Below are 21,396 nucleotides of genomic sequence, written 5' to 3'. Positions count from 1 at the left end.
GAGGAGTTGTCATGGAAATGGACAGTATTGACCCGCCGCAGGCGCGCGGGACCGGGAGAGAATTGCCCGATGGGCAGGGCGGGCTGGAGCACAAGTCTGCCCGATTCGGCGGGGCGCTGGAGGTCAGCGACGGGGTCGAGATCAGCGGCTATGCCAGTCTTTTCGGAGAGGTCGATCAGGGCGGCGACGTGGTGGCGCCGGGGGCCTATGCGGCCTCGCTGGGCGCGCTGGCGGCGGCCGGGCGCTGCGTCAAGATGCTCTGGCAGCATGATCCGGGCCAGCCGATCGGGGTCTGGGAAGAGGTGCGCGAGGATGGGCGCGGGCTCTGGGTCAAGGGGCGCATCCTCGACAGCGTGGCGGGGGGACGCGAGGCCGCGGCGCTGGTCGGGGCCGGGGCGATCGACGGGCTCAGCATCGGCTATCGCACGGTCAGGGCCGACAAGGATGCCAAGGGGCGGCGGCTGCTGTCGGAGCTGGAGCTTTGGGAAGTGTCGCTGGTGACCTTTCCGATGCTGCCGAGGGCGCGGGTCGGGGCGAAGGGCGATTTTGTCGCGCTGGGTGAGGTGTTGCGCGGCATGGCGGCGAGCTTCGAGACGGCGCGGGCGTGTCTGGCGCGCTGAGCGTGTCGGTCAGGATCAACCAAATGGGGAAGAGCGGATGAGTGAGAGCGAGACGCGGGCGGCAGAGCTGTCGCCGGTCGAGGAAGTGCGGCAGGCGGTGAGCGGCTTTGTCAGTGATTTCAACGGTTACAGGGCCGAAGTGGAGAGAAAATTGCAACAGAATGAAGAGCGAATGAGCATGATGGACCGCAAGATGAGGATGCCCGCACGCACCCCGCTGGGCAGCGGGAACCCCGGGGAGGCGCCGCATCAGAAGGCGTTCAGCGCCTATCTGCGCAATGGCGACGATGATGGCCTGCGCGGGCTTGAGATGGAGGGCAAGGCGCTGTCGGGCGCGGTCAATTCGGATGGCGGCTATCTGGTCGATCCGCAGACCTCGGACCGGGTGCAGTCGGTGCTGAATGCGACGGCTTCGATCCGGGCGATTGCCTCGGTGGTACAAGTCGAGGCGACGTCATACGACGTGTTGATCGATCACAGCGATGTCGGCGCGGGCTGGGCCACTGAGAATGGCGCGCGCAGTGAGAGCGACACGCCGCAGATCGACCGGATCACTATCCCGCTGCATGAGCTGAGTGCTTTGCCCAAGGCAAGCCAGCGGCTGCTGGATGACAGCGCGTTTGATATCGAGGGCTGGCTCGCCGGGCGTATTGCAGACAAGTTTGCCCGGGCCGAGGCGCAGGCCTTTGTCAGCGGTGACGGGATCGACAAGCCGAAGGGGTTTCTGGCTCACCCAGCCGAGGACAACCAGAGCTGGAGCTGGGGGCGTCTGGGCTACGTGGCGACCGGGATTGACGGCGGGCTCGATCCGGAGGCGATCATCGATCTGGTCTATGCGCTGGGGGCGCAGTACCGGGCCAATGCGAGCTTCGTCATGAGCTCGAAGACCGCCGGGGTGATCCGCAAGCTGAAGGATGCGGACGGGCGGTTCCTGTGGTCGGACGGGCTGGCCGCCGGGGAGCCTGCGCGGCTGCTGGGCTATCCGGTGCTGGTGGCCGAGGACATGCCCGATGTGAGCAGCAATTCCTTCGCGGTGGCCTTCGGTGATTTCAACGCCGGTTACACGGTGGCCGAACGCCCGGACCTGCGCATCCTGCGCGATCCGTTCAGCGCCAAGCCGCATGTGCTGTTCTACGCGACCAAGCGGGTCGGCGGGGATGTGAGCGATTTTGCCGCGATCAAGCTGCTGAAATTCGGTCTGGCCTGAACCAGGCCGGATCCGGGGGCGGGGGAACCTCACCCCCGGCCGGGCGCGCGGGGCGAGACCTGCATTGTCTAGCTGCTCCCTCCGACCGGGCAGTGCAGGGCTTCGCGCGTCCGGGATTGGCGCGCGGGCCGGGGGCGAGGAAATTTGGAGAGTTTCATGATGTTGACCGAAGAGACGAGCGTGCCGGATGCGGCCCTGCCGGTGGAGGCGTTCAAGGCGCATCTGCGTCTGGGCAGCGGCTTTGGTCAGGCGCAGCTGCAGGATCCGGTGCTGCGCAGCTTTCTGCGGGCAGCCCTGACGGCGATCGAGGCGCGTACCGGCAAGGTGCTGATCAGCCGCGCGTTTTCCTGGTCGCTGACTTTCTGGCGCGACGCCGCGGCGCAGGTGCTGCCAGTGGCGCCGGTGGTCGAGGTGACGCGGGTGGTGCTGGTCAATCGGGACGGGGTGCAGAGCGATCTTGCGGGCGACAGTTACTGGCTGGAGCGCGATCAGCAGTATCCGCGGCTGCGCTCGGTCGGGGCCTGTCTGCCTGCGATCCCCAGTGCCGGGGCGGTGCGGATCGAGTTCGTCGCCGGGTTCGGCGAGGGCTGGGAGGCGTTGCCTGCGGATCTTCAGCAGGCGGTGCTGATGCTGGCGGCGCATTATTACGAATATCGCCATGATGTCGGGCTCAGCGATGGCTGCATGCCGTTCGGGGTGAGCAGTCTGATCGAGCGTTACAAGAGGCTGCGCCTGCGTGCCGGGGGTGTGCGATGAACGCGCCGCGGCTCAACCGGGCGCTGGTGCTGGAAGCGCCGATGCGGGGGAGTGACGGTGCCGGGGGGCATGTGCAGGGCTGGACGGCGCTTGGCACGCTTTGGGCCGAGGTGAGCCTGCGCACCGGGCGGGCGAGCCATGAGGCCGGGGTGCCGACCGGCAGGATGGCCTACAAGATCGTGGTGCGCGGCGCACCGGTGGGCGCGCAGGAGCGGCCGGTGCCCGGGCAGCGGTTTCGCGATGGCGCGCGGATTTTCAGCATCGAGGCGGTGGCGGAGCGTGACCCCGAGGGGCGCTATCTGAGCTGTTTTGCACAAGAGGAGGTGGGGCTGTGAGCTATGGGGTTTCATTGGCATTGCAGGTGGCGGTCTATGACGCGCTGCGGGGGGATGCCGCGCTCGGCGCGCTGATCGGGGACGCGGTTTATGACGCGCAGCCGGGCGGGGTTTTACCGGAAGTTTACGTGCAGATCGGCGAGGAGGTGGTGCGCGATGCCTCGGATGGCAGCGGCGCGGGGTCCTGGCATCGCTTCACGGTCACGGTGGTGTGCAGCGCCGCGGGGTTTGGCGCGGCGAAGACGGCAGCCGGATTGGTGAGCGAAGCGCTGCACGACGCGGCGCTGAACCTGAGCCGGGGGCGGCTGGTCAGCCTGGTTTTCGAACGGGCGCGGGCGGCGCGGATCGAGGCGGGAGGCGCGCGGCGGATCGACCTGCGGTTTCGCGCGCGGATCGAGGATGGCTGAGGCTGTCGGCGGCAAATTTGAGACAGATTGAGGAGATGAGGAATGGCGGTACAGGCGGGCAAGGACCTTCTGGTCAAGGTGGACATGACCAGCGACGGGCAATTCGAGACGATTGCCGGGCTGCGGGCGACGCGGGTGAGTTTCAACGCCGAGACGGTGGATGTGACATCGCTGGATTCCGCCGGGGGCTGGCGCGAGCTGCTGGCCGGGGCCGGGGTGCGCTCGGCGGCGATCTCGGGCTCGGGGGTGTTTCGCGATGCGGGCACGGATGAGCGGGCGCGGCAGTTGTTCTTTGACGGGCTGACGCCGGATTTCCAGATCATCATTCCCGATTTCGGGGTGGTCGAGGGGCCGTTCCAGGTGGCGGCGCTGGAATATGCCGGGACGCTGAATGGCGAGGCGACCTATGAGCTGAGCCTGCAATCGGCGGGACAGCTCGGCTTTACCGCCGATGTGACGCCATGAGCGGGGTGAACCCCTGGCGCGGTGAGGTGGCGCTGGTGATCGACGGGGAGCGGCATGTGGCGCGGCTGACCCTCGGGGCGCTGGCGGAGCTGGAGGAGAGCCTTGCGGAACCGTCGCTGGTGGCGCTGGTGGAGCGGTTCGAGGGGAACCGGTTCACCAGCCGTGATGTGCTCACGCTGCTGGCGGCGGGGCTGCGGGGCGGGCGTGCACCGGTGAGCGCGGCGCAGCTGGCGCAGGGCGAGATCGAGGGCGGTCCGATGGTAGCGGCGCGGGTGGCGGCGGAGCTGCTGGCACGGGCCTTCACGGAGCCGGGATGAGTAGCGGCGGGCGACTTGACTGGGCGGCGCTGATGCGGGCCGGATTGTGCGGGCTGGGGCTGCGGCCCGTCGAGTTCTGGGCGCTGAGCCCGGTGGAACTGCAGCTGATGCTGGGCACGCCGGGGCGCGAGGCGCCGTTGCTGGGCGCCGGGCTGGCCGCGCTGATGGCGGCCTATCCCGATGACAAGGAGGCGAGACAGGATGGCGGAGCATGAGGATATTGACGGGTTGGAGGACAGCGCCGAGGCGCTAAATGCCACCCTGGCGCAGACCGGGGCGCTGATCAGCGGTTTTGACAGCGAGTTGCGCCGGATGCGCAGCGCCTTGGCGGCGACCGGCAAGGATGTGGCGGTGCTGGAACGCGGCCTGAGCCGGGGGCTGCGGCGGGCTTTTGACGGGGTGGTGCTGGACGGGATGAAGCTGTCGGACGCGTTGCAGGGCATGGCGCAGTCGATGGTCAACACCACTTACAACGCCGCGATGAAACCGGTCAGCGATCATTTCGGCGGGCTGGTGAGTCAGGGGGTCAATACGCTGATGCAGGGGGTGCTGCCCTTCGCGCAGGGCGGGGCGTTTCAGCAGGGGCGGGTGACGCCTTTCGCGCAGGGCGGTGTGGTAAGCAGCGCGACGGCTTTCCCGATGCGCAACGGTATGGGCCTGATGGGCGAGGCCGGGCCGGAGGCGATCATGCCGCTGGCACGGGGGCCGGACGGCAAGCTTGGCGTGCGCGGCGCCGGGGCTGCGCCGGTGAGCGTCGTAATGAACATCAGCACGCCGGATGTGCAGGGGTTTCAGCGCAGTCAGAGCCAGATCGCGGCGCAGATGAGCCGGGCGTTGAACGTCGGCAATCGCAATCGGTGAGGGGAGAGCAGACTGATGGATTTTCATGAGATACGATTTCCACCGAGCCTGAGCTTCGGCTCGGTCGGCGGGCCGCAGCGGCGCACCGATGTGGTGAGCCTAACCAACGGGTTCGAGGAGCGCAACACGCCCTGGGCCCATTCGCGGCGGATCTATGACGCGGGGCTGGGGATGCGGTCGATCGACGACATTCAGGTGCTGATCGCGTTTTTCGAAGCGCGGATGGGGCAGATGTACGGTTTTCGCTGGAAGGATTGGTCGGATTACAGATCCGGTGCCGCCTCCGCCGCGCCGGTGTTCGATGACCAGAGCCTCGGCTTCGGCAACGGGGTGCAGGAGGCGTTCCAGCTGGTGAAGGTCTATCGCTCCGGGGCGCAGGAATACCGCCGCCCGATCACCAAGCCGGTGGCGGGCAGCGTGCGGGTCGGGCTGGCGCAGGATGAGCTGCGCGAGGGCGTGGAATACGAGGTCGATGCGGCGCGGGGCGTGATCCGTTTCGATCATCCGCCCGATCCCGGGGTGGAGATCTTCGCGGGTTATGAATTTGACGTGCCGGTGCGATTTGACACCGACCGGATCCTGACCTCGGTGGCGTCGTTTCAGGCCGGGCAGGTGCCGAATGTGCCGGTGATCGAGGTGCGGGTCTGATGGCGGGGCTGGAAAACGCGCTGGGCGCGCATCTGGCGGGTGGATTGACGACATTGTGTCATGCCTGGGCGATCATCCGCAGTGACGGGGAGTGGTTCGGGTTTACCGATCATGACCTGCCTTTACGCTTTGACGGGATGGAGTTTCGTGCCGACAGCGGGTTGAGCGCACGGGCGCTGGCGCAGAGCACCGGGCTGGCGGTGGACAACAGCGAGGCGATGGGCGCGCTCAGTGCGGATGCGATCCGTGAGGATGAGATCGAGCAGGGGCGCTTTGACGGGGCCGAGGTGCTGGCCTGGCTGGTGAACTGGGCTGATCCGGCGCAGCGGCATCTGCAGTTTCGCGGCAGCATCGGCGAGCTGCGCCGGGTTGATGGGGCGTTTCGCGCCGAGCTGCGCGGGCTGAGCGAGGCGCTGAACCGGCCGCTGGGGCGGGTCTATCAGAAGCCTTGCAGCGCTGTCTTGGGGGATGGCGAGTGTCGCTTCGATCTCGCCACGCCGGGCTATGCACAGACGCTGGCATTGCAGGCACATCACGAGGGCCGGGAGTTTCGCTGGAACAGCTTCGCGGGCTTTGACGCTGGCTGGTTCGCGCACGGGCGGCTTGAGGTGCTGGAGGGCCCTGCGGCGGGGCTCTGGGGGATGATCAAGCAGGATTACAGCGACGCGGGGGAGCGGGTGATCGAGCTCTGGGAGCCGATCCGCGGCGTGTTGGTGCCGGGGGTGGCGCTGCGGTTGGTAGCGGGCTGTGACAGGCGGATGGAGACCTGTCGGCTGAAGTTCGACAATCTGCTGAACTTTCAAGGCTTTCCCGATCTCCCGTCTGAAGATTGGGTGGTGGCGGTGCCGCGCTCCGGGGGCGCCAACAATGGCGGGTCGCTCAGATGAATGGGCGGGATGTGGTGGCGGCGGCGCGGCGCTGGATCGGGACGCCTTATGTACATCAATGCTCGGCGCGGGCCGCCGGGTGCGATTGTCTGGGGCTGCTGCGCGGGGTGTGGCGCGAGCTTTGCGGCGCGGAGCCGGAGCCCATCCCGCCCTATTCGATGGATTGGTCGGAACCACAGGGGCAGGAGCTGCTTTGGGCGGCGGCGGCGCGGCATCTGGCCGTCAAGGCGCCGGGCGATGAGGCGCCGGGGGATGTGCTGCTGTTTCGGATGCGCGCCGGGGCGGTGGCCAAGCATCTTGGCATCATGGGGCGGGTCGGGGCGCGGGCCAGTTTCATCCATGCCTATAGCGGGCGCGGCGTGGTGGAGAGCCCGCTTGGCGCGCCCTGGCGGCGGCGCATCGTGGCGCGGTTCGAATTTCCGGGGGAGACAGGCTGATGGCGACAATCTTACTTTCTGCGGCGGGGGCGGCTGTCGGCGGCTCGATGGGCGGCACGCTGGCGGGGTTGTCCTCGGTGGCGGTGGGCCGGGCGTTGGGCGCGAGCCTGGGGCGGGTGGTGGACCAGCGGTTGCTCGGGCAGGGCGGGCAGGCGGTCGAGACCGGCCGGGTCGATCGCTTTCGCGTGACATCGGCCGGGGAAGGCGCGGCGATTGCGCAGGTCTATGGCCGGATGCGGCTCGGCGGGCAGGTGATCTGGGCCTCGGACTTTGCCGAGCGCGTGCAGGTATCGGGCGGTGGCAAGGGGGCGCGACAGGCGCCGCAAACGAGCGAATACAGCTATTCGGTGAGCCTTGCGATCGCGCTCTGCGAGGGAGAGATCAGCCGGGTCGGCCGGGTCTGGGCCGACGGGGCGGAGGTGGCGCCGGATGAGTTGAACATGCGGGTCTATACCGGCAGCCGTGAGCAACTGCCTGACCCGGTCATCGCGGCGGTGGAGGGGGCGGATATGGTTCCGGCCTATCGCGGGACGGCCTATGTGGTGATGGAGGATCTGCCGCTGACGCGGTTCGGCAACCGGGTGCCGCAGTTTTCCTTCGAGGTGATGCGCCCCGAGCAGCGCGGTGCGCCTGGTTGGGAGCACGCACCGGCCCACTGGCTGCAGGGGGTGGCGTTGATCCCCGGTACCGGGGAATATGCGCTGGCCGCCCGCCCAGTGAACTACATGCAGGGGCCGGGGGCGCGCTGGAGTGCGAATATCTCGACCCCGGCGGGCAAGAGCGATTTTGCGGTGAGTCTGGAGAGCCTGACCGGGGAATTGCCGAATCTCGAGGCAGTATCGCTGGTGGTGTCCTGGTTCGGCGATGATCTGCGCTGCGGCGAATGTCGCATCCGCCCGAAGGTGCTGGACAAGGAGGTCGAGGGCGAGGAGATGCCCTGGCGTGTGGCGGGGGTGAGCCGAGGGGCCGCCGAAGAGATGGGTTTGCAGGAGGGGCGGCCGGTCTATGGCGGCACGCCGTGTGATGCGTCGGTGATCGAGGCGATCCATGCGATGCAGGCGGCGGGCAAGGCGGTGATGTTCTATCCCTTCATCCTGATGGAGCAGCTTGCCGACAACATGCTGCCCGACCCCTATAGCGCGGCGGAGAGCCAGCCGGTGCTGCCCTGGCGCGGACGGATCACGCTGTCAAAGGCGCCGGGGCAGGACGGGAGCCCGGATGGCACGGCGGCGGCAGAGGCCGAGGTTGCGGCGTTTTTCGGCAGCGCCGTGGCCGCGGATTTTACCATTTCGCAAGGATTGGTGAGCTATCATGGGCCCCAGGAATGGAGCTTCTCGCGGTTCATCCTGCATTATGCGGCGCTTTGCGCGGCGGCGGGCGGGGTCGAGGCCTTTTGCATCGGCTCGGAGACGCGCGGGCTGACGCAGATCAGGGGGGCTGGCGGGGCGTTTGTCAGCGTCGCGCGGTTGCGTGCCCTTGCGGCGGAGGTGCGCGCGCTGCTGGGGCCGGAGGTGAAGCTGAGCTATGCGGCAGATTGGTCGGAATATTTCGGCTATCAGCCGCAGGATGGCAGCGGTGACCGCTATTTCCATCTCGACCCGCTCTGGGCCGACGAGAATATCGATTTCATCGGGATCGACAATTACATGCCGCTGGCGGACTGGCGGGAGGAGGAGGGACATCTTGACGGGCAGGACTGGCCGTCGATCTACGGGCTCGAATACCTGCAGAGCAATATCGAGGGCGGCGAGGGTTATGATTGGTATTACCATTCGCCCGAGGCGCGCGCGGCGCAGATCCGCACGGCGATCAGCGACGGGTTGGCGGGAGAGCCTTGGGTCTATCGCTACAAGGATCTGCGCGGCTGGTGGGAGAATGAGCATCACGAGCGCATCGGCGGGGTGAGGCAGGCGGCGGCGACCGATTGGCAACCAATGTCGAAACCGATCTGGTTTACCGAATATGGCTGCGCGGCGGTGGACAAGGGGGCGAACCAGCCCAACAAGTTTCTCGATGCCAAGAGCTCGGAGAGCCGCCTGCCGCATCACTCCACCGGCGCGCGGGACGAGCTGATGCAGATGCAATATCTGCGCGCCATGGTGGATTACTGGGGGCAGGCGGAAAATAACCCGGTATCGCCTGAATATGGTGGCGCGATGATCGACATGGGGCGGGCCTTCGTCTGGGCCTGGGACGCGCGGCCCTATCCGGCCTTTCCCAATAACGACAGGCTGTGGAGCGACGGGGAGAATTACGCGCGCGGGCATTGGATCAACGGGCGTGTCTCGGCGCGGTCTCTGGCCTCGGTCGTGGGAGAGATCTGCCGCCGCGCCGGGCTGGAAGCCTATGACGCCAGCGGGCTCTATGGCTACGTGCGCGGCTATGCGGTGGAGCAGGTGGGGGATGCGCGCGCGGCTTTGCAACCGCTGATGCTGCGCTTCGGGTTCGATGCGATCGAGCGCGACGGGACGCTGCAGTTCCGGATGCGCGACGGCTGCGATCCGGTGCCTTTGGCGCGCGATGCGCTGGCGGTGAGCGATGAGCTTGAAGGGCGCGTCGAGGAGCGCCGGGAGGCGGAGGCGGAGATCTCGGGCCGGGTGCGGCTGCGGTTCGTGCAGGCGGACGGGGATTTCGACACGATTGCCGAGGAGGCGGTGCTGGCGGATGAGGTGAGTCATGCGGTGGCGGTGTCGGAGCTGAACATGATGTGACCCGCGCGGAGGGGCGGCAGGTCAGCGAACGCTGGCTGACCGAGGCGCGGGTGGCGCGCGAGAGCCTGCGGCTGGCTCTGCCGCCCTCGTGGCTGGCGCTGGGCGCGGGGGATGTGATCGAACTGCCGGGAGAGGGGGGCGAAGGGCCGGGGCGCTATCGGATCGACCGGGTCGAACAGGCGGAGATGCAGCTGATCGAGGCGGTGCGGATCGAGCCGCAGGTCTATGATCCCGTGTCTTTCGAGGATGAGCGGGTGCGGCTGCGCCCCTTTGCGGCGCCGGTGCCGGTGCTGCCGCTGTTCCTCGACCTGCCGTTGCTGCACGGCGACGAGGCCCCCCACGCGCCGCACCTTGCGGTGAGCGGGCAGAGCTGGCCGGGCTCGGTGGCGTTGTATCAATCGGAAAGCGATGCCGATTACCAGCTCAACAGCGTCATCGCGGCGCGTTCGGTGATCGGGGTGACGCGGAACGCGCTGTTGCGCGCGCCTGCGGGGCGGTTCGATCATGGCGCGGCCTTGCACGTGGAACTGGTGGCGGGGCAATTGCAATCGGTGAGCGAGGCGGCGCTGCTGAACGGCGCCAATCTCGCGGCGATCGGCGACGGGACGCCCGGCAACTGGGAAGTGTTCCAGTTTGGCGAGGCGGAGCTGATCGCGCCGCGGACCTGGCTGCTGGACCGGCGGTTGCGCGGGCAGGCGGGCAGTGACGGGGTGATGCCCGAGGTCTGGCCGGAAGGATCCTATTTCGTATTGCTGGACGGGCGGCCGAGGCAGATCGCGCTCAGCCCCTCCTTGCGCAACATCGCGCAGCAGTACCGCGTCGGTCCGGCGCTCCGGGGTTATGAGGATCCTTCCTACCGGCATCTGGTCGAGGCTTTCACGGGTCAGGGGCTGCGCCCCTATGCGCCCTGTCATCTCGGTGCTGCGCGGCAGGGCAATGGTGATCTGGCGCTGAGCTGGATCCGGCGCACGCGGGTTGAGGGCGATGGCTGGGAGGCGTTGGAAGTGCCGCTCGGGGAGGAGAGCGAGCTCTACCGGCTGCGGGTGATGAGGGATGGCGCGGTATTGCGCGAGGTGATGCTCGATGTGCCACGCTGGACCTATGACGCGGCGGAACAGGGTACGGATGCGCCGGAGGGCGGTGCGGTGGTGATCACGGTGGCGCAGGTCTCGGCGCGCTACGGGGCCGGGCCGGAACGCGCGTTGCGGATCGCGCTTTGATGCGGGCGGTGCTGCACAGCGATCTGATCGCCGCGGCGCGGGCCTTGTTGCTTGTGCCGCGCGATGAGCGTCCGGCGCTTTGCGAGACAATGCTGCGCGAGGCGGATTGGGCGGATCGCTTCACCCGGCGGCTCGGCCGCATGCATCCGCTATGGGGCAACGGCACCTTGCTGGCGGCCGCGCGGCGGCGGGATTGGGCGGATGAACCGCGGGTGAATCAACCTGACTATTGCGCCTGCCTGCTGCTGGTTCTGCAGGCGCTGGCGGCACGGCGCGGCGGCGAAACCTTGCAAGATCGCCGGATCGTCCCACATGAGAAACAGGAAACGAGTCGGTTTGCGTTTGGTTTTCCGATGCGGCATGAGGTAAAGTCTGGACAGAGAAGGACCGACAATGGCCGAACCAAGCAGAAATATCGCGAAGATGGACCCGGTCTGGGACCAGATCCTGCGGGAAGCGCAGCAGGCGGTCGAGGATGAACCGCTGATCGGCGGTTTCGTGCATGCCTGTATCCTGCATCACAAATCGATCGAGAAGGCGCTGTCCTACCGGATCGCGGCAAAGCTGGCCTCCAACGAGATGTCGATGATGGTGGTGCGCGAGATGGTCGAACAGGCCTATGCGGCCGATGGCGGGCTTGTCGCCGCAGCACGGGCCGATCTGGCGGCGATCTATGAACGCGACCCGGCCTGTCACCGGCTGTTGCAGCCGATCCTCTATTTCAAGGGCTATCAGGCGGTTCAGGCCTATCGTGTCGGGCATTACCTGTGGAAGCAGGGCAAGCGCGACCTGGCCTATTTCATCCAGATGCGGGTGAGCGAGATTTTCGGGGTCGATATCCACCCGGCGGCAAGGATCGGCAAGGGGATCATGATCGACCACGCCCATTCCATCGTCATCGGTGAAACGGCGGTGGTCGGGGACAATGTCTCGATGCTGCATTCGGTGACGCTGGGCGGGACCGGCAAGGAAGAGGAAGACCGGCACCCGAAAATCGGCAATGGCGTGCTGATCGGGGCCGGGGCCAAGGTGTTGGGCAATATCACGGTCGGGCCGTGCAGCCGGATCGCCGCCGGGTCCGTGGTGCTGGAGCCGGTGCCCGCCTGCAAGACGGTCGCCGGTATCCCGGCGCGGATCGTGGGCGAGGCGGGTTGCGATCAGCCGTCGGTCTCGATGAACCACATGCTGGGGCCGCACGAATAGGCGCAGTGCTGGAGTAGAATATAAAAGCCGGGGTTAATGCCCCGGCTTCGCTGTCTGTCGAGCTGCGCTGGCTCAGGCCAGCATGACCATCGGGTTTTCGAGGTTCTCCTTGATCGCGCCGAGCAGTTCTGCCCCGAGGGCGCCGTCGATGACCCGGTGATCAACCGAGAGGGTGACCGACATTACCGTCGCCACGGCGAGCTCGCCATCCTTGCCGACCACAGGTTTCCTGACGCCCGCGCCGACGGCGAGGATCGCGCCATGGGGCGGGTTGATCACCGCGTCGAAATTGTCGATGCCGAACATGCCGAGGTTGGAGATCGCGAAGCTGCCGCCCTGGTATTCATGCGGCGCGAGCTTGCGGTCGCGGGCGCGGCTGGCGAGGTCTTTCATCTCGGCCGAGAGGGCGGAGAGGGATTTCATCTCGGCATCCTTCAACACCGGAGTGAAAAGCCCGCCCTCGATCGCCACGGCGACGGCGACGTCGGAGGGTTTGAGCTTGAGGATGCGATCTCCGGCCCAGACCGCGTTGGCATCGGGAATGCTCTGCAACGCCAAAGCGCAGGCCTTGATGATGAAATCATTGACGCTGAGCTTCACGCCGCGGGGTTCGAGCTGCGTGTTGAGCTCGCCGCGGAATTTCAGCAACGCGTCGAGCTCGATGTCGCGGCGCAGGTAGAAATGCGGGATGCTCTGCTTGGCCTCGGTCAGCCGCGCGGCGATGGTCTTGCGCATGCCGTTGAGGGTGATCTCCTCGTATTCGCGGCCTTCGTACATCTTGGCCACGGCATCGGCGGAGGCGCCGACGGTCGGGGCCTTGGGGGCTTCCTGCGCGGCCGGGGCGGCTTTCTGCTTCGGGGCTTCGGAGGCGGAGAGTCCTTCGACATCGGCCTTGATGATGCGCCCTTTGGGGCCGGAGCCGTTCACGGAGGCGAGATCGAGCCCCTTGTCGGCGGCGATGCGCCGGGCCAGCGGGGAGGCGAAGATGCGTTTGTCGTCTGATCCCCTGGGGGCTGCGGGGGCAGGGGTGGCTTCGGTCTCGCCGCGGCCATAGCCCTTTTCGGGGGCGGTTATTCCGGAAGCCCCGGCAGGTGCCTGATCTTCCGGTTTCGGGCCGGATTCCTGCTTGGACGCCGCGCCTTCGCCGATGTCATCGGCGGATTCGCCCTCTTCCAGCAACACGGCGATCGGCGTGTTGACCTTCACGCCTTCGCTGCCTTCGGAGATCAGGATCTTGCCGATCGTACCTTCGTCCACGGCTTCGAATTCCATCGTCGCCTTGTCGGTCTCGATCTCGGCAAGCAGGTCGCCGGAATTCACCGTGTCGCCCTCCTTGACCAGCCATTTGGCCAGCGTGCCTTCTTCCATGGTCGGGCTGAGGGCGGGCATGAGAATTTCTGTAGGCATGAACGCCGCTCCTTATTTGTAGGTAACCTGTTTCACCGCGTCGATGACCTCAGCGGTGGTGACAAGCGCGTGTTTCTCGAGATTGGCGGCATAGGGCATCGGCACGTCCTTGCCGGTGCAGTTGATCACCGGGGCGTCGAGATAATCGAAGGCTTCCTGCATCAGCACCGAGGAGATGTAGCTGCCGACCGAGCCCTGCGGCCAGCCTTCTTCGACGGTGACGCAGCGGTTGGTTTTCTTGACCGACTTGATGATGCTTGCGGTGTCCATCGGACGCAGGGTGCGCAGGTCGATCACCTCGGCCTCGATGCCTTCTTCGGCGAGCTTTTCCGCCGCTTCGAGCGCATAGGTCATGCCGATGCCGAAGCTGACGATGGTGACGTCAGACCCCTCGCGCCAGATCCGCGCCTTGCCGAAGGGAACGGTGTAATCGTCGAGATCCGGCACGTCGAAGGTCCGGCCATAGAGGATCTCGTTTTCGAGGAAGATCACCGGGTTGGGATCGCGGATCGCGGTTTTCATCAGGCCTTTGTAGTCGGAGGCCGCATAGGGCATGACCACTTTCAGCCCCGGGATCTGCATGAACCAGGCGGCATAATCCTGGGAATGCTGCGCGGCGACGCGGGCGGCCGCACCGTTGGGGCCGCGGAACACCATCGGGGCGCCCATCTGGCCGCCGGACATGTAGAGCGTCTTGGCGGCGGAGTTGATGATCTGGTCCATCGCCTGCATGGCGAAGTTGAAGGTCATGAATTCGACGATGGGGCGCAGCCCGCCGAAGGCGGCGCCGACGCCGATCCCGGCGAAACCATGTTCGGTGATTGGCGTGTCGATGACGCGCTTGGCGCCGAATTCGTCGAGCATACCCTGCGAGATCTTGTAGGCGCCCTGATATTCGGCGACCTCCTCGCCCATCAGGAAGACATTCTCGTCGCGGCGCATCTCTTCGGCCATGGCGTCACGCAGGGCCTCGCGGACGGTCTGCTGCTTCATCTCGGTGCCTTCGGGCCAGTCGGGGGCGATGTTGCTTTCAGGCGCTTCGGGCTCGGGCTGGCTCAGGCCCTCGGCGGGGGCTTCTTTCGGGGCGTCCTGCTTGGCGTCCTGCTTGGCGCCGGACCTGTCGTCCCTGCTCTCGGCCGGGGCGGCGCTGGCGCTGTCGATGTCGGAGGCGTCCTCGCCTTCCTCCAGCAGCACCGCGATCGGGGTGTTGACCTTGACGCCCTCGGTGCCCTCGTCGATCAGGATCTTGCCGATCGTGCCCTCATCGACGGCTTCGAATTCCATCGTTGCCTTGTCGGTTTCGATCTCGGCCATGATGTCGCCGGATCTGACCTCGTCGCCTTCCTTGACCAGCCATTTGGCCAGCGTGCCTTCTTCCATTGTGGGGCTCAGGGCGGGCATCAGAATTTCGCTTGCCATGTCTCAAGCCTCCTGCGGGACTTCGGTTGCGTAGATGTCGGTCCAGAGCTCGTCGAGATCCGGTTCGGGGCTTTCCTTGGCGAATTCGGCGCTGTCGTTCACGATCTTCTTGATCTCCTTGTCGATGGACTTGAGGTCGTCCTCGCTGGCGTGTTTGCCGTCGAGCAGCATGGAGCGGACCGCCTCGATCGGGTCGCGCTCGTCGCGCATCTTCTGCACTTCCTCGCGGGTGCGGTACTTGGCCGGGTCGGACATGGAATGGCCGCGATAGCGGTAGGTCTTGATTTCGAGGATGTAGGGGCCCTCGCCGGAGCGGCAATGCGCGACCGCCTTCTCGCCCGCCTCCTTGACCGCCAGCACATCCATCCCGTCGACCGCTTCGCCGGGGATGCCGAAGGCCTTGCCGCGCTCGTAGATCTCCGCCGAGGAGGTCGAGCGCTGCTGCGAGGTGCCCATGGCGTATTGGTTGTTCTCGATCACGAAGATACAGGGCAGTTTCCACAGCGCGGCCATGTTGAACGCCTCGTAGACCTGGCCCTGGTTGGCCGCGCCGTCGCCGAAATAGGTGAAGGTGACGCGGCCGTTCTCCTTGTACTTGTCGGCAAAGGCGAGCCCGGCACCGAGCGGGACCTGCGCCGCGACAATGCCGTGACCGCCGTAGAAATGCTTCTCTTTCGAGAACATGTGCATCGAGCCGCCCTTGCCCTTGGAATAGCCGCCCTCGCGACCCGTGAGCTCGGCCATGACGCCGTTGGGGTCCATGCCGCAGGCCAGCATATGGCCGTGATCGCGGTAGGAGGTGATCCGCTTGTCGCCTTCCTCCGCCGCCGCTTCGAGCCCGACGACGACCGCCTCCTGACCGATATAGAGGTGACAGAAGCCGCCGATCAGCCCCATGCCGTAGAGCTGTCCGGCCTTTTCCTCGAACCGCCGGATCAGCAGCATGTCGCGGTAATAGGCCTTCAGCTCATCGGCTGATACATTGGGTTTCTTGCTGGTCTTCTTGGCAGCCATAGGGCGTCTCCTCCGTGGGCGCGGACCGTGTCGGGCGCAGATAGTTTAGCGTTAAACTATTCTTTATCGGATTCGGAGGCCGATGGCGAGGGGGTTTCTGGCGGGCCGGGCTCAGCGGATCACGATCTCGTCGCTGCGCACCATGCCGAGCACATTGCGGGCGCGTTCGTCGAGCAGGTCGAGGTCGAGGTAATCGTCCGACAGCCGTTTCGTGAGGTTCTCCATCCGGGTGACCTCGGCGCGCACCTCGGCGAGACGTTCCCGCAGGCCCTGGTTCTCCAGAAGGATCTCGGCCCGGCGGAACAGGCCGAAATCGCCCTGCACGGCAGCAAAGGTGAAATAGAGCGACAGCGCGAAGGCGATGGCGAAGAACAGCAAGGTGCCGAAAGCCGGACGGGAAGAGCGGGTCATCTGGTCTGCCTCAATGGGAGCCTCTTGGAGGGCGTCCGCTGACTATGGCACAGGCGAATCGCCTTTGGAATCCCCTGTGACCGGGGATTGCCTTGTTTTTTCGGTGAAATTGCCGGAAGGAGGGCGGAATTTTTGGAAAATTCCGCATCGTTTTCCTTGAAGGAAAACGGCTTACCCCTGCAGTGCCGCGACGCCGGGCAGATCCTTGCCTTCCATCCATTCGAGGAAGGCCCCCCCGGCGGTGGAGATATAGGTGAAATCATCCGCCGCCCCGGCCTGGTTGAGCGCGGCCACCGTGTCGCCGCCCCCGGCGACCGAGATCAGTTGGCCCTCGCGGGTCATCTCCGCCGCAGCCGTCGCGGCGGCGTTGGTGGCCGTGTCGAAGGGCGTGATCTCGAAGGCGCCGAGGGGACCGTTCCAAATCAGGGTTTTCAGCCTGGCGAAGGCGGCGCGGATCACCTCGATGCTCTGCGGCCCGGCGTCGAGCACCATCTGATCGGCGTTAAGCTTGCTGTCAGGCCCCAGCGCCACGACGTCATGCGCCGCATTGGCGGCGAATTCCCGCGCCACCAGCCCGTCGATCGGCAGGATCACCCGGCAATCGGCCTTCTCGGCCTGCGCGAGAATGTCCTTTGCGGTGTCGTAGAAATCCTCCTCCTTCAGCGAGGCGCCGAGATCGGCACCCTGCGCGGCGAGGAAGGTATTGGCCATGCCGCCGCCGATCACCAGCACGTCGAGCCGGTTCACCAGGTTTTCCAGAAGCGCGATCTTGGTCGAGACCTTGGCGCCGCCGACCACCGCGCCGAGCGGGCGTTCAGGCTTGGAGAGCGCCGCTTCGAGCGCCGAGAGTTCGGCCTGCATCAGCCGTCCCGCACAGGCGGGCAGCAGCCTTGCCAGCGCCTCGGTCGAGGCATGGGCGCGATGCGCCGCCGAGAAGGCGTCGTTGCAATAGATGTCGCCAAGCGCGGCGAGGCGCGCGGCGAAATCGGGGTCATTGGCCTCCTCGCCGGGATGGAAGCGGATGTTCTCGAGCAGCAGCACATCGGCGGCTTCGGCCTCGGCAGTGAGGTTCTCGGCGCCCTCCAGCGTCTGGATCAGCACCACCTCGCGCCCGAGCGCCTCGCGCAGCGCCGGGAGCACCTGTTCAAGGCTCATGTCGAGGTTGACCTTGCCCTTGGGCCGTCCGAAATGCGCCAGCAGCACCGGCTTGCCGCCGCGCGCCAGAATGTCCTGCACGGTGGGCACGATCCGCTCGATCCTCGTGGCATCGGTGACCCGGCCGTTTTCCACCGGCACGTTGATGTCCACCCGCAGCAGCACCCGCTTGCCCTGCAGTTCCATATCATCCAGCGTTTTCCAGCCCATGCCGCGCGTCTCCATGTCAGATGTCTGGCGCGTGTTTTGCCGCAATCGGCGCGCAGGTCAATGCTCCGGCTTGGCAATTGCGCGCAAGGGGCCTAGGTATCGGGCCATTATCCAGCCAGAGGAGCCAGTCATGGCAGAGATCAAAGACCCGGAGAACACCATACTGATGGAGCTGAAGGACGGCACCGTCGTCATCCAGCTTCTGCCCGATGTCGCCCCCAAACACGTGGCGCGGATGAAGGAGCTGGCGCGGGCCGGCAAATACGACAATGTCGCCTTTCACCGGGTGATCGACGGTTTCATGGCGCAGACCGGCGACGTGGAACATGGCAACATGGAAAATGACTTCAACCTGCGCATGGCCGGAACCGGCGGTTCGGATCTGGGCAATGTCCCTGCCGAATTCTCCAAGGTGCCGCATGCGCGCGGCAGCATCGGCGCGGCCCGTTCGGCCAATCCCGACAGCGCCAACAGCCAGTTCTTCATCAATTTCAAGGACAACGATTTCCTCAACGGGCAATACACCGTCTACGGTCAGGTGATTTCGGGCATGGAACATGTCGATGCGATCACCCGGGGCGAGCCGCCTGCGCAGCCCGACCGGATGGTAAGCGTCAAGGTTGCCGCAGATGCATAAGGTCCTGACAGCGGGCCTGTTCGCGGCGCTTCTCGGCAGCGGGGCCGCCGCCTCGGGGCTGGAGATCGAGGTCGCGGGCGAGGCCAACGGCACGATCAGGATCGACCTGTTCGAGGACGTGGCACCGCAGCATGTGGCGCGGATCACCGAGCTGGCCGAGGCCGGGAAATATGACGAGGTGGTGTTCCACCGGGTCATCGACGGTTTCATGGCGCAGACCGGCGATGTCGAGTTCGGCAAGGTCGGCGGCGATACCTCGCGCGCCGGGATGGGCGGCTCGGAGCTGCCCGACCTGCCCGCGGAATTCTCCGACAAGCCGTTTGACCGCGGTGTCGTCGGCATGGCGCGCAGCCAGAACCCGGATTCGGCCAACAGCCAGTTCTTCATCATGTTCGATGCGGGGCATTTCCTGAACGGCGAATACACCGTCGTGGGCGAGGTGACCGACGGGCTCGACGTGCTCGACGCGATCAAGCGCGGCGAGGGCGGCAACGGCGCGGTGATCGGCGAACCCGATCGCATGGTCAAGGTCTCGGTCACCGGGGACTGACGCGCGTTCACCTTTGTGTGCGGGTGGGCTGACAGGCCCGCCCGTCTTGCGGCAGGATGGGGAGATGTCGAAAAAGTTCAGCCTTGCCCTGATCTGCCTGCTTTGGCCGCTGCTTGTCGCGGCGGAGCCGAGCGTCTGGCGCCATGAATGGCCGCAGACCGATTTTTCCAGATCCAGTGTCGGTACCTGGAACGAGATCCGCTCCGGCGGACCGGGCAAGGACGGTATTCCGGCGCTCGATGCGCCGACGTTCAAACCCGTCGCCCAGGAGCGGCGTATCGAGCCGCGCGAGCCGGTGATCACGCTGGAGCTCGGCAAAGCCACGCCGCGTGCCTATCCGATCCGCTACCTGACTTGGCACGAGATCATCAACGACAGCATCGGCGGCGTACCGGTGGCGGTGACCTTCTGCCCCTTGTGCAATTCGGCGATGACCTTCGACCGGCGGGTCGGGGGACAGGTGCTGCGCTTCGGCGTCACCGGGAAGCTGCGCCATTCCGACATGGTGATGTATGACGCACAGACCCAGAGCTGGTGGCAGCAGGCCGAGGGCCGGGCCATCGTCGGGGCGCTCACCGGTACGAAGCTGCGCGCGCTGCCGAGCTGGATGGAGAGCTGGTCCGAGTTCAAGGCGCGCAATCCGCAGGGGCTGGTGATGGCCGAACCCGCCCATAACCGCGCCTATGGCAGCAATCCCTATCGCGGCTATGATTCCGCCAAGCGCCCGTTCTTCTATGACGGGGTGCCGCCGCCGCATGGCATCGCGCCGCTGGCACGGGTGTTGCGTGTCGGTGACCGGGCCTGGCCGCTGAGCCGCCTGGCGCGCGAGGAGCAGATCCGCGAGGCCGGGCTGGTGATCAGTTGGCGCGCCGGGCAGGCCTCCGCGCTCGATACGGCGAAGATCGGCGCGGGGCGCGATGTCGGTTCGATCCGGGTGCGCGACGGGCAGGGGCGCGACGTGGCGCATGACGTCATGTTCGCCTTTGCCTATCATGCCTTCTGGCCGCAGGGCCGGTGGATGCTGGGCGGCGGTGGTTAGGCGGCCCTGCGCAGCCCCAGCGCGGCGATCAGCGCGCTGAGCCAGCAAAGTCCCGCCGCGCCATAGGCCAGCATCGCGAAGGCCGCGGTCATCGCCGCCGCATGGCCCTCGCTGTCTGACAGGCTTCCGAAACTGGCCTGACCGCCCGCCGCCTTGTAGAGCGCCGCGACCAGCCCGCCCGCGGCGGCGACGGAGATCAGCCCGGCCATCCGGCTCACCGCGTTGTTGATGCCCGAGGCGACGCCGGATTGATCCTCCGCGACCGCACCCATCACCGCGCTCGACAGCGGCGCCACCACCAGCGCCATGCCGAAGCCGACAAGGCCCATGGCAGGCAGGATACGGGTCCAGAGGTCCTGTTCGGCGGCAAAGACCCCCATGGCGGCATAGCCGACCCCCGTCAGCAGCGCCCCCGCGACGAGCAACGGGGCCGGGCCGATACGGTCGGCGAGCCGACCGACATGCGAGGACAGGGCGGCGATGAAGATCGACATCGGCGCGAAGGCGGCGCTCGCCTCGATCTCGGAATAGCCCCAGGCGGCAATGAAGGTCATCGGCATGAAAAAGAACATCATGCCGAGCGCGGCATAGAGGCTGAAGGACATGAGGTTGGCGACGCAGAAGACGGGGTTGGCGAAGAGCGCGAGGGGCATCATCGGCTGGCGGCTGCGCGATTCGATCCACAGGAAGAGCATCAGCAACAGCCCCCCGGCGCTGAGCCACGGGAGCAGCATCGCTGTGTCGGACCCCGCCGAGGTCAGCGCCCAGGCAATGCAGAACAGCGCCAGTGTCGCGCTGAGCGCGCCGGGCAGGTCGAGCCCCGCATCGCCGCCGCGCCGCGCCTCGCGTCCGGTATGGGCCCGAATGAGCCAGAGCGCCAGCATCCCGAGCGGCAGGTTGATCGCGAAGATGAAGCGCCAGATCTCCGGCCCGCCGAAGCTCAGCAGCAGCCCGCCGAGGATCGGCCCCAGCGCGGTGGTCAGCGCCGACGCCCCGGCCCAGATCCCGATGGCGCGGCCCCGCGTCTCGCGCGGGTAGGCGCGGGCGATCATCGCCAGCGAGCCCGGCACCATCACCGCGGCGCCGATCCCCTGCAGCGCGCGGGCCGCGATCAGGCTGCCGGGACCGGGCGCCAGCGCACAGGCGAGCGAGGCCAGCACGAATAGCGCGATGCCCCCGGCGAAGGCACGCGCCAGCCCGATCCGGTCCCCGAGCGCGCCGCCCGCCAGGATCAGCGCCGAGAGGGTCAGCATATAGGCGTTGTGCACCCATTGCGCCTGCACCAGATCGGCGCCGAGGCTCTGGCGTATCGTCGGCAGGGCGATCGCCACGATCGAGCCATCGATGAAGCCGAGCGCCGAGGCCAGAATCGCCGCGAGCAGCAGGAAGCGGCGCGATTCCGGCGCGCAGAAGCCGGAATCGAAAACAGGCGCCGCATGGGGAAGCGGCGCCTGTCGGTCGGTCATGGAAACGGGATCGC

23 protein-coding genes and 1 pseudogene are annotated in these 21,396 nt (G+C 66.6%); 18 read left to right on the top strand and 6 right to left on the bottom strand.

Annotation, left to right across the window (positions count from 1 at the left end; translation table 11 throughout):
- Positions 1–11 precede the first annotated feature (11 nt).
- From ACFSUD_RS09900 to cysE, 15 genes and pseudogenes are all read left to right on the top strand, one after another.
- Positions 12–620: an HK97 family phage prohead protease gene (locus ACFSUD_RS09900; protein WP_386373916.1), complete on the top strand. Its 609-nt coding sequence runs from the start codon at positions 12–14 to the stop codon at positions 618–620.
- Between the two features lie 37 nt (positions 621–657).
- Positions 658–1,827 carry a phage major capsid protein gene (locus ACFSUD_RS09895; protein ID WP_386373914.1) on the top strand — a complete coding sequence of 390 codons (1,170 nt, stop codon included), beginning with the start codon at positions 658–660 and terminating at the stop codon, positions 1,825–1,827.
- Between the two features lie 156 nt (positions 1,828–1,983).
- A complete protein-coding gene (locus tag ACFSUD_RS09890) occupies positions 1,984–2,583 on the top strand; it encodes a head-tail connector protein (RefSeq protein ID WP_386373913.1) in 600 nt (199 codons plus the stop codon).
- Positions 2,580–2,918: a head-tail adaptor protein gene (locus ACFSUD_RS09885; RefSeq protein WP_386373911.1), complete on the top strand. Its 339-nt coding sequence runs from the start codon at positions 2,580–2,582 to the stop codon at positions 2,916–2,918. Before ACFSUD_RS09890 ends, ACFSUD_RS09885 begins: the two co-directional genes overlap by 4 nt.
- Positions 2,915–3,325 (top strand): DUF3168 domain-containing protein, encoded by a 411-nt coding sequence (locus ACFSUD_RS09880; protein WP_386373909.1) that lies wholly within the window; start codon positions 2,915–2,917, stop codon positions 3,323–3,325. The genes ACFSUD_RS09885 and ACFSUD_RS09880 overlap by 4 nt, the downstream gene beginning before the upstream one ends.
- A 42-nt stretch (positions 3,326–3,367) precedes the next feature.
- The gene (locus ACFSUD_RS09875) at positions 3,368–3,790 is read left to right on the top strand and encodes a phage major tail protein, TP901-1 family (RefSeq protein WP_386373908.1); all 423 of its coding nucleotides are present in this window, start codon (positions 3,368–3,370) and stop codon (positions 3,788–3,790) included.
- Positions 3,787–4,107 (top strand): gene transfer agent family protein, encoded by a 321-nt coding sequence (locus ACFSUD_RS09870; protein ID WP_386373906.1) that lies wholly within the window; start codon positions 3,787–3,789, stop codon positions 4,105–4,107. Before ACFSUD_RS09875 ends, ACFSUD_RS09870 begins: the two co-directional genes overlap by 4 nt.
- Positions 4,104–4,322 carry a rcc01693 family protein gene (locus tag ACFSUD_RS09865; RefSeq protein ID WP_386373904.1) on the top strand — a complete coding sequence of 73 codons (219 nt, stop codon included), beginning with the start codon at positions 4,104–4,106 and terminating at the stop codon, positions 4,320–4,322. Before ACFSUD_RS09870 ends, ACFSUD_RS09865 begins: the two co-directional genes overlap by 4 nt.
- Positions 4,309–4,968, top strand: a complete 660-nt coding sequence (locus tag ACFSUD_RS09860; protein ID WP_386373902.1) for a phage tail tape measure protein — start codon at positions 4,309–4,311, stop codon at positions 4,966–4,968. Before ACFSUD_RS09865 ends, ACFSUD_RS09860 begins: the two co-directional genes overlap by 14 nt.
- A 15-nt stretch (positions 4,969–4,983) precedes the next feature.
- Positions 4,984–5,616 (top strand): phage distal tail protein, Rcc01695 family, encoded by a 633-nt coding sequence (locus ACFSUD_RS09855; protein ID WP_386373900.1) that lies wholly within the window; start codon positions 4,984–4,986, stop codon positions 5,614–5,616.
- The gene (locus ACFSUD_RS09850) at positions 5,616–6,503 is read left to right on the top strand and encodes a DUF2163 domain-containing protein (RefSeq protein ID WP_386373898.1); all 888 of its coding nucleotides are present in this window, start codon (positions 5,616–5,618) and stop codon (positions 6,501–6,503) included. The genes ACFSUD_RS09855 and ACFSUD_RS09850 overlap by 1 nt, the downstream gene beginning before the upstream one ends.
- Entirely contained in the window at positions 6,500–6,940 is a 441-nt protein-coding gene (locus ACFSUD_RS09845) for a peptidase (RefSeq protein WP_386373896.1), read from the top strand. Before ACFSUD_RS09850 ends, ACFSUD_RS09845 begins: the two co-directional genes overlap by 4 nt.
- Positions 6,940–10,871: pseudogene (locus tag ACFSUD_RS09840) on the top strand (baseplate multidomain protein megatron). The gene ACFSUD_RS09845 and the pseudogene ACFSUD_RS09840 overlap by 1 nt, the downstream one beginning before the upstream one ends.
- A complete protein-coding gene (locus ACFSUD_RS09835; protein WP_386373894.1) occupies positions 10,871–11,350 on the top strand; it encodes a DUF7742 family protein in 480 nt (159 codons plus the stop codon). The pseudogene ACFSUD_RS09840 and the gene ACFSUD_RS09835 overlap by 1 nt, the downstream one beginning before the upstream one ends.
- On the top strand, positions 11,265–12,074 hold the full coding sequence (gene cysE, locus ACFSUD_RS09830) for a serine O-acetyltransferase (protein WP_386373892.1): 810 nt from the start codon (positions 11,265–11,267) through the stop codon (positions 12,072–12,074). The genes ACFSUD_RS09835 and cysE overlap by 86 nt, the downstream gene beginning before the upstream one ends.
- A 72-nt stretch (positions 12,075–12,146) precedes the next feature.
- Here the strand turns inward: cysE and ACFSUD_RS09825 are convergent, their stop codons facing one another.
- From ACFSUD_RS09825 to ACFSUD_RS09805, 5 genes are all read right to left on the bottom strand, one after another.
- Positions 12,147–13,481 carry a pyruvate dehydrogenase complex dihydrolipoamide acetyltransferase gene (locus ACFSUD_RS09825; RefSeq protein ID WP_386373890.1) on the bottom strand — a complete coding sequence of 445 codons (1,335 nt, stop codon included), beginning with the start codon at positions 13,479–13,481 and terminating at the stop codon, positions 12,147–12,149.
- A gap of 12 nt (positions 13,482–13,493) precedes the next feature.
- A complete protein-coding gene (locus ACFSUD_RS09820) occupies positions 13,494–14,900 on the bottom strand; it encodes a pyruvate dehydrogenase complex E1 component subunit beta (RefSeq protein WP_386373888.1) in 1,407 nt (468 codons plus the stop codon).
- A 3-nt stretch (positions 14,901–14,903) separates the two neighbouring features.
- A complete protein-coding gene (gene pdhA, locus ACFSUD_RS09815; protein ID WP_386373886.1) occupies positions 14,904–15,914 on the bottom strand; it encodes a pyruvate dehydrogenase (acetyl-transferring) E1 component subunit alpha in 1,011 nt (336 codons plus the stop codon).
- Between the two features lie 111 nt (positions 15,915–16,025).
- Complete coding sequence (locus ACFSUD_RS09810) at positions 16,026–16,325, bottom strand: FtsB family cell division protein (protein WP_386373884.1); 300 nt, start codon at positions 16,323–16,325, stop codon at positions 16,026–16,028.
- Between the two features lie 171 nt (positions 16,326–16,496).
- Entirely contained in the window at positions 16,497–17,690 is a 1,194-nt protein-coding gene (locus tag ACFSUD_RS09805; RefSeq protein WP_386374133.1) for a phosphoglycerate kinase, read from the bottom strand.
- A gap of 130 nt (positions 17,691–17,820) precedes the next feature.
- On the opposite strand from ACFSUD_RS09805, the gene ACFSUD_RS09800 reads away from it, so the two are divergent.
- The 3 genes from ACFSUD_RS09800 (at position 17,821) to ACFSUD_RS09790 (ending at position 19,916) form a co-directional block, all read left to right on the top strand.
- Complete coding sequence (locus ACFSUD_RS09800; protein WP_386373882.1) at positions 17,821–18,327, top strand: peptidylprolyl isomerase; 507 nt, start codon at positions 17,821–17,823, stop codon at positions 18,325–18,327.
- Positions 18,320–18,877 carry a peptidylprolyl isomerase gene (locus ACFSUD_RS09795; protein ID WP_386373880.1) on the top strand — a complete coding sequence of 186 codons (558 nt, stop codon included), beginning with the start codon at positions 18,320–18,322 and terminating at the stop codon, positions 18,875–18,877. Before ACFSUD_RS09800 ends, ACFSUD_RS09795 begins: the two co-directional genes overlap by 8 nt.
- Positions 18,878–18,941: 64 nt before the next feature.
- Entirely contained in the window at positions 18,942–19,916 is a 975-nt protein-coding gene (locus tag ACFSUD_RS09790; RefSeq protein ID WP_386373878.1) for a DUF3179 domain-containing protein, read from the top strand.
- Here ACFSUD_RS09790 and ACFSUD_RS09785 read toward each other — a convergent pair.
- On the bottom strand, positions 19,913–21,382 hold the full coding sequence (locus ACFSUD_RS09785; protein WP_386373876.1) for an MFS transporter: 1,470 nt from the start codon (positions 21,380–21,382) through the stop codon (positions 19,913–19,915). The two genes, ACFSUD_RS09790 and ACFSUD_RS09785, sit on opposite strands and share 4 nt — an antisense overlap.
- Positions 21,383–21,396: the final 14 nt, after the last annotated feature.

It is taken from the genome of Sulfitobacter aestuarii, assembly GCF_042685005.1.
GTDB lineage: Bacteria > Pseudomonadota > Alphaproteobacteria > Rhodobacterales > Rhodobacteraceae > Sulfitobacter > Sulfitobacter aestuarii.
Note: the sequence above shows the minus strand (reverse complement) of the source record. Positions and strands in the feature narration are given on the sequence as shown.

Bases quoted from the DNA above. Each gene is read 5' to 3' on its own strand.
- ACFSUD_RS09900 (WP_386373916.1), top strand. From the start codon at position 12: ATGGAAATGGACAGTATTGACCCGCCGCAGGCGCGCGGGACCGGGAGA.
- ACFSUD_RS09895 (WP_386373914.1), top strand. From the start codon at position 658: ATGAGTGAGAGCGAGACGCGGGCGGCAGAGCTGTCGCCGGTCGAGGAA.
- ACFSUD_RS09890 (WP_386373913.1), top strand. From the start codon at position 1,984: ATGATGTTGACCGAAGAGACGAGCGTGCCGGATGCGGCCCTGCCGGTG.
- ACFSUD_RS09885 (WP_386373911.1), top strand. From the start codon at position 2,580: ATGAACGCGCCGCGGCTCAACCGGGCGCTGGTGCTGGAAGCGCCGATG.
- ACFSUD_RS09875 (WP_386373908.1), top strand. From the start codon at position 3,368: ATGGCGGTACAGGCGGGCAAGGACCTTCTGGTCAAGGTGGACATGACC.
- ACFSUD_RS09870 (WP_386373906.1), top strand. From the start codon at position 3,787: ATGAGCGGGGTGAACCCCTGGCGCGGTGAGGTGGCGCTGGTGATCGAC.
- ACFSUD_RS09865 (WP_386373904.1), top strand. From the start codon at position 4,104: ATGAGTAGCGGCGGGCGACTTGACTGGGCGGCGCTGATGCGGGCCGGA.
- ACFSUD_RS09860 (WP_386373902.1), top strand. From the start codon at position 4,309: ATGGCGGAGCATGAGGATATTGACGGGTTGGAGGACAGCGCCGAGGCG.
- ACFSUD_RS09855 (WP_386373900.1), top strand. From the start codon at position 4,984: ATGGATTTTCATGAGATACGATTTCCACCGAGCCTGAGCTTCGGCTCG.
- ACFSUD_RS09850 (WP_386373898.1), top strand. From the start codon at position 5,616: ATGGCGGGGCTGGAAAACGCGCTGGGCGCGCATCTGGCGGGTGGATTG.
- ACFSUD_RS09845 (WP_386373896.1), top strand. From the start codon at position 6,500: ATGAATGGGCGGGATGTGGTGGCGGCGGCGCGGCGCTGGATCGGGACG.
- ACFSUD_RS09835 (WP_386373894.1), top strand. From the start codon at position 10,871: ATGCGGGCGGTGCTGCACAGCGATCTGATCGCCGCGGCGCGGGCCTTG.
- cysE (WP_386373892.1), top strand. From the start codon at position 11,265: ATGGCCGAACCAAGCAGAAATATCGCGAAGATGGACCCGGTCTGGGAC.
- ACFSUD_RS09825 (WP_386373890.1), bottom strand. From the start codon at position 13,481: ATGCCTACAGAAATTCTCATGCCCGCCCTCAGCCCGACCATGGAAGAA.
- ACFSUD_RS09820 (WP_386373888.1), bottom strand. From the start codon at position 14,900: ATGGCAAGCGAAATTCTGATGCCCGCCCTGAGCCCCACAATGGAAGAA.
- pdhA (WP_386373886.1), bottom strand. From the start codon at position 15,914: ATGGCTGCCAAGAAGACCAGCAAGAAACCCAATGTATCAGCCGATGAG.
- ACFSUD_RS09810 (WP_386373884.1), bottom strand. From the start codon at position 16,325: ATGACCCGCTCTTCCCGTCCGGCTTTCGGCACCTTGCTGTTCTTCGCC.
- ACFSUD_RS09805 (WP_386374133.1), bottom strand. From the start codon at position 17,690: ATGGGCTGGAAAACGCTGGATGATATGGAACTGCAGGGCAAGCGGGTG.
- ACFSUD_RS09800 (WP_386373882.1), top strand. From the start codon at position 17,821: ATGGCAGAGATCAAAGACCCGGAGAACACCATACTGATGGAGCTGAAG.
- ACFSUD_RS09795 (WP_386373880.1), top strand. From the start codon at position 18,320: ATGCATAAGGTCCTGACAGCGGGCCTGTTCGCGGCGCTTCTCGGCAGC.
- ACFSUD_RS09790 (WP_386373878.1), top strand. From the start codon at position 18,942: ATGTCGAAAAAGTTCAGCCTTGCCCTGATCTGCCTGCTTTGGCCGCTG.
- ACFSUD_RS09785 (WP_386373876.1), bottom strand. From the start codon at position 21,382: ATGACCGACCGACAGGCGCCGCTTCCCCATGCGGCGCCTGTTTTCGAT.